This window comes from Nonomuraea sp. NPDC001684 (assembly GCF_053596515.1).
In genome coordinates, this window is the sequence record NZ_JBSFGJ010000538.1 from 1 (window position 1) to 5,831 (window position 5,831).

General features: G+C 70.7%; 5 protein-coding genes. 1 reads left to right on the forward strand and 4 read right to left on the reverse strand.

What is annotated here, in order from left to right; all coding sequences use genetic code 11:
* Positions 1-998: ROK family protein (locus tag ACWCSD_RS46380; RefSeq protein WP_449925142.1), on the reverse strand; the 998-nt coding region annotated here is incomplete at its 3' end.
* 39 nt (positions 999-1,037) lie between these two features.
* Positions 1,038-2,369 carry a purine-cytosine permease family protein gene (locus ACWCSD_RS46385; RefSeq protein ID WP_449925144.1) on the reverse strand — a complete coding sequence of 444 codons (1,332 nt, stop codon included), beginning with the start codon at positions 2,367-2,369 and terminating at the stop codon, positions 1,038-1,040.
* Between the two features lie 477 nt (positions 2,370-2,846).
* Here ACWCSD_RS46385 and ACWCSD_RS46390 point away from each other — a divergent pair, with 477 nt between their 5' ends.
* Entirely contained in the window at positions 2,847-4,544 is a 1,698-nt protein-coding gene (locus ACWCSD_RS46390; protein ID WP_449925147.1) for a hypothetical protein, read from the forward strand.
* A gap of 459 nt (positions 4,545-5,003) precedes the next feature.
* Here the strand turns inward: ACWCSD_RS46390 and ACWCSD_RS46395 are convergent, their stop codons facing one another.
* Together ACWCSD_RS46395 and ACWCSD_RS46400 are read right to left on the reverse strand one after the other, a co-directional pair.
* Positions 5,004-5,279: a hypothetical protein gene (locus ACWCSD_RS46395; protein ID WP_449925150.1), complete on the reverse strand. Its 276-nt coding sequence runs from the start codon at positions 5,277-5,279 to the stop codon at positions 5,004-5,006.
* A gap of 235 nt (positions 5,280-5,514) precedes the next feature.
* The coding region (locus tag ACWCSD_RS46400; RefSeq protein WP_449925153.1) for a hypothetical protein at positions 5,515-5,831 on the reverse strand (317 nt) is incomplete at its 5' end.

Here is a 5,831-nt window from a genome sequence, read left to right on the forward strand (position 1 = left end):
CCGCCACCCAAACCGACCGAGACCACGTCCGGCATCCTGAAATTCGTGCGCACGCCGGCCACGTACACCTCGGTGTCGGCCTGGCGCGGGTAGCCGCCGATGAGCAGGCCGACGTCGGTGGTGGTGCCCCCGATGTCCACCACCACGCAGTCGGTCACCTCGGCCAGGAAAGCGGCTCCACGCATGCTGTTGGTCGGGCCGCTGGAGAACGTCCGGACCGGGTACCGGCGGGTGTACTCCGAGTCCATGAGGGTGCCATCGTTCTGCGACAGGAACAGCGGCGCGTTCACCCCCACCGCCTGCAGCGCAGCGGTGAACGCGTCGACAACGTCGTCGGCCAGGTCGCGCAAGCACGCGTTGATGATGGTGGCGTTCTCGCGCTCCAACATCCGGATCCGGCCGAGCTCGTGGCTCATGCTGACGTGCAGGTGCGGCAGCTCGGCCAGCAGAATGTCGGCGGCCGCCTGCTCGGCCTCGGCCGTGACCGGGCTGAAAACCGAGCTGATCGCCACGGTGCTGATGCCCTTGGCCGCGATGTCGGCCGCGGCCCGCTTCAGCTCATCAGGCCGCAACGGCGCGATGGGGCGGCCGTCGAACTCGTGGCCGCCGTGGCACAGGTAGACCGATGGTCGTACCGCCTCCAGCAGCGCGGCGGGCCAGCCGGTGAGCGGCGGCAGCGCCCGGCCGGACGGCAGCGCGAGCCGCACCACCGCAGTGGCGGACAGGTTGCGGCCGGTGATGAGGGCGTTGGTGAAGTGCGTGGTGCCGATCATCACCGCGTTGACCTCGGCGCGCTCGACACCGCTGTCCGTGAGCAGCGTCTGCAGCGCGTTGACGATGCCGCTGGTCACATCCTCGGTGGTGGCGGTCTTGGTGTCGGCCAGGACGTTCATGTCCCGGTCGATGAGCACGGCATCGGTGTGGGTGCCGCCCACGTCGATCCCTATTCGCACGTCGATGTGCTCCTGTCTTATATGGGGAAGCGGGCGCCGGGACATCGGGTCCCGGCGCCCGATTGAGAAGGGCGAAGCTCGGAGTTACGGCTGCCCGGCGCGGCGGCCGCCGGTGAGTCCGAGCTTGCCCGCGGCCGTGTAGAGCACGAACGCGGTGAGCAGCGCGTTGAGGGCGGGGATGCCCCAGGTGAGGTAGTGGCCGACCAGCGCGGCCGCGACCCAGACGATCAGCGCGGCGGGCACCCAGCCCGGCGCGTTCGCCGGCAGTTGGCCAGTCTCGCGGGATGCCTCCAGGTCGGCCCGCCAGGTGCGCACCACGAAGTATTCGGCGACCATGATTCCGGCGATCGGCGGGATCGCCACGCCGAGCAGCACGAGGAAGTCGATGAGGTGGTCGGCGATGCCGAGCGCTGCCAGCGCGGTGCCGATGACGCCGAGGGCGATGGTCACCACGGCGCGTCCGGCCTTGACCCCGAACGCGGTGTGCAGGGTGTTCGTGATGCCGAGGCCGGCGGCGTAGAGGTTCCAGTCGTTGGTCTTGAACGTCGCGCTCACCAGCACCAGCACGCCGACCGTGCCGGAGGTGGTCGTGACGATGGTGACCACGTCCCCGGTGCGGAGCGCGTGCGCGAGGAGCACGCCGATCAGGGCGAGCACGTACTCGCCGAGGCTGATGCCGACGACGGTCTGCTTGACCACGTCGGCGGCGTTGCGGTTGAAGCGGCACATGTCCGGCGAGATGACGGCGCCGATGATGAACCCGCCGGCCACCAGCGTCGCGCCCTGGGCCAGGCTCATCGGCGGGCCTGCGGGGGCTGAGGTGATCAGCTCGCCGAGGGGGCGCTGGGCGAGCTCGACCGCGATAGCCCAACCGGCCAGTGCGAGGAAGGCGGGGACGGTGATCCACGCCGTCCACGCCATGCCGGCGAACCCGTGGACGACGATCGCGGTGATCGCCAGACCTCCGGCGATGGCCCACATCCAGACGGGGCCGCCGAGGAGGGAGGCGATGCCCTGGGCGAGGACGGCGGACTGGACGCCGAACCAGCCGAGCAGACACACCGCGATGACGACCCCCACCAGGCCGGAGCCGTAGCGGCCGAACCCGGCCCACCGCGCGAGCAGCGAGGTGGACAGGCCCTCCCGCATGCCGGCGATCCCGAGCGCGATGGCGACCAGCTCCAGGATGGCGGCGCCCAAGGTGACCGCCAGGACCGCCTGCCAGAAGCCCATGCCCATGCCGAGGGTGGCGCCGAGCAGGAACTGGGAGAGCGCCGACAGCAGGCCGAACCGCTGCATGGCGATCGTGGTCCAGCCGTAGCGGGCGGCGGCAGGCACGCGTTCCAGGGCGTAGTCATCGCGGGCGAGTCCGGAATCGGCTGTTAACCGGTCGTCAGTGGATGTGTTGGGCACCATGCATCCCTTCGGGGGATTTTGTACCGATGGACACTGCGACGCTAGGGGGCGCTGTGACTGATGGGAAGACCCACAATGCACATTCAGACCCTCCGAAATGTGCATTGTGGCCCCCTCCGGGCTGTGACGTCTGGCACTGCCGGAAGCGGGTCCAGCCGCCGCACTCGCCCTTGTCAAACAGGCGGACGTACTGCGTAAGGAGGGGTTAGCGGGGTGCGCCGCAGCAGGTAAGGGGCCGTACGTCGTGGGGCGCGAGAACCCCCGAATGAGGAATGCGTCCGTACCAGATGGTTGTGCGTGAGACGACGTGCCCACCCGGTGCCCTCCACAGGGCCACGTAGCCCATTTGCGGGCCGTGCACCCGGGCGGCATAGTCACGTCCACCGCGGCGAAGGGGGTCCTCGTCCCTGCTCACGCGGACGGCACCGCCCCGCCTGGCGGGCGCCCAGCCAGCTACACCGACCCCCGGGGGCAGCGATGACCGAACTTGACCGCGACGGCCGCCGCCTGTTCCTGGAACTGTCCGCAGACCTGTACGAGCAGGCGATAAGGCGGCTGCCCCCCATCCCCGGGGATCAGCCGCGCAAGGAGGGGCTCGCCTTCTGGGAGGCCGTCCGGGAAGCGATGGACGCCGAGGTCGCCGAGCACAAGCGGCGCATGACCATCTTCCGCATGCTGGAGGACCTGGCCGTCTACCGCATGGCCCGGGTCGAGAACATGACCTACGACCGCATCGGCGCCCGAGCCGGCGGCAAGTCCCGCTCGTGGGCGTTCCAGCACACGATGCCCCAGGACCTCGTGGACGGCCTGGTCGCCATGTACGCGCAGGCCGAGCAGGACGAACGCGACGCGTTCATCAACGCTGGCGACGACGAACCCCCGGCCGTGCCGGACAAGGCGGTCAGCGTCATTCCGCTCGCCTCCCACGCCGCCCGGCGGCCGGCGTCCGACGCGGCCCGCCGGAGCATCCTCTACCGGCAGCTCCGGCGCTTCCTCGGCGGCGCGGCCGCCGTGGCGGGCCCGGCGTACCTCGCGGCCAAGGCCGCCGCGGAGAGCTACACCGCCACGGTGCAGACCGCGCTCATGAGCAACGGCGCGCTCACGCCGATGCCGGGCCTCGACCCGCTCAGCGGTGGCGGCCTGTCCGGCATGCTGTCGGCGTCGGCCGCGCCCGGCGCGACCGCGCAGGCCGCCGGGCCGGTGTCCACGGTCGTCGGCAAGGTCGTCGCCGGCGCGGTCATCAGCGTCCAGGCCACGGCGGGCTTCTCCGCCCCTGCGGCCGTGGCGCTCACCGCGGCGGCGGGCACGCCGGTCGTGATGGCTGTGGAGGACGCGGCCAAGCCCATCGCTGTCGCGCTGGGCCTCCAACCGCCCGTCGCGGAGCCGACCCCTGATCTCCTCGTTGCGCTGCCCGACACGCCGGGCCCCGTCGAGGAGGAGGTACGCCCCGATCCGGCGTGGCAGGTGCCGACCGTGTACGGCACCGAGACGCCTTCCGCCACCCCGACGTCGACGTCGCCGTCGCTGTCGCCGAGCGCGCCTCTTGATCGCACCGCGACGAGGGCGGCCGCGCCCGCGCCCACCACCGTGACAAGCGCTGCCACGGCGCCCTCCTCATCGCCCAGCAGCCTGCCCAAGACCGCCTCGGCGTCGGCCGCGCCCACCACGGCGCAGCCCTCGACCCCGCCTCCACCCGCGGAGCCCACAGCCACGGCCGAGGTGACCACCATGCCGACGTCCGCGCCGGCCCCCATGACCACGCCGACGCCGCCCGCGGCGACTCCCACGCCGTCAACGTCGCCGCCTCCCGTGACCAGCACTCCCGACCCGACGCCAACGGCCACGCCGCCGACGTACCCGGATCCCACGCCGACGAGCTCGGCCCCGGTACCGACGTCGACGCCGACGAGCACCCCGCCGGAGCCGATGCCCTCGCAGACGCCGACCAGCAGTGAGCCGAAGCCCACCAAGCCGGCCGAGCCAGAGCCGGAGCCGACCAGCGTGCCGTCCACCCCGCCGACGATGCCCGAGAACGGGAACGGCGGCGGGAGCGATGCGCCCTCTGTCGGGAGCGCTCCAAACGCGGGCGAGGCGCCCGTGGCGCTCCCTGCTGGGGCGGGCGCGATGCTCCCGAGGCCTGCGGCGGGCTGGTGGTACGGGCCAGCCGCCCGGTAGCCCCCCATGACCGCCTGCCCCCGTCCCGCGCGGGGTGCGCAGACCCCGAACTGCCAGGTGCGGGGCGGAGGGCAGGCACCCACACCTGTGGCGCTCTGTGCCGACTCAGCTATTCGCTGAGAGGCTTGGTCGGACTAGTTCCCCATGCCATCTGCCGCCCCAGCAGAAATCACCGGAGAGTGGCGCATTCCGAAGTTGCCCACCACCCGCTACGCACTGGCTCGCGGTGACGTCATCGACGTCGGGTTCGGGAACGGGGTCGGCGCTAGCCACCGACGCTGCGCCGAGCAGCAGCGCGGCGGCTGCCACCGGGGCGGCGACGAACTTGAGAATCGGACCCATCGAACACTCCCATCCTTGGGGGAATGACTTTCTCCTTCCAACACTCCCCCGAGCTTCCGCTACGTAGCGTTACTTTTCGTTACAGTGTGCAGTGGCCAGATGCTCGCCATCCTGGCGCTACTGGTCGTCGCGGCGTGGGAGAGTCGGCACCATGGAGTAGTCGACGCCGTCGAGCCGCGTCAGGTTCGCGTACGTCACCCACCGGTAATCCATGCTCGGCAAGCCGCCGGTCACGCCGGAGCCGAGGGGGAGCGCGACCTTGGCCCACCACGTCGGCGTGTTGTTCTCCACGACGAGGGCACGGGCGAGCAGGAACGCCATTCTGGTCTTGGCGAGCAGCACCATGGGCGGCACGGTGAGCGCGCGGGGCGCCTCGGCGGCGGGTTGCTCCATGGGGGCCGAGCGTACGCGGGGCGGCGGCGGCTCGTCCATCTGTTCGAGCCCGACATGCGACATTCGCGGCGTTAGCGATCTTCCGTCCGGTTCGCGTCTCGCGATCTCTGCGAAATGATCTCTCTGTAGCGCACGCTGGCGGACGAACTCGTCGTGTTGGAGGCTACGTGTTCAGGAAGGGCCTCAACGGCATGTAGGCCCTCTCAGCCCTCCTGAATCGCTTCACATGGCCGTGTCAGGAGCTCGCGGGGGGCAGGGCGAGGTGGAGGTCCACGCTGTCGCCCTTCCCTTGGGTGGCGAGGTAGCCGAGCTGCAGCAGCTCCATGCGCGCTTCCATGAGCGTCATCGAGGTGAAGGTGTCGTAGGTGATCGGGACCGTCAGGTCCTCGGGATCGAGCCCTATGGCCGGGATCACGTACGTCTCGAAGAAGGTGTCGTCCTCGTGGTTCACGATGAGGCCGTCGTCGTCGGCGGCCTCAGCCAGGGCCCTGGTGAGGAGATCGAACAGCAGCCCCACGGGGGGCGTGTGCTTTTGGTACTCGGCTTTCGTGA

Coding starts and splice junctions, on each gene's coding strand:
- ACWCSD_RS46390 (WP_449925147.1), top strand. CDS start 2,847: ATGACCGAACTTGACCGCGACGGCCGCCGCCTGTTCCTGGAACTGTCC.
- ACWCSD_RS46395 (WP_449925150.1), bottom strand. CDS start 5,279: ATGGAGCAACCCGCCGCCGAGGCGCCCCGCGCGCTCACCGTGCCGCCC.
- ACWCSD_RS46385 (WP_449925144.1), bottom strand. CDS start 2,369: ATGGTGCCCAACACATCCACTGACGACCGGTTAACAGCCGATTCCGGA.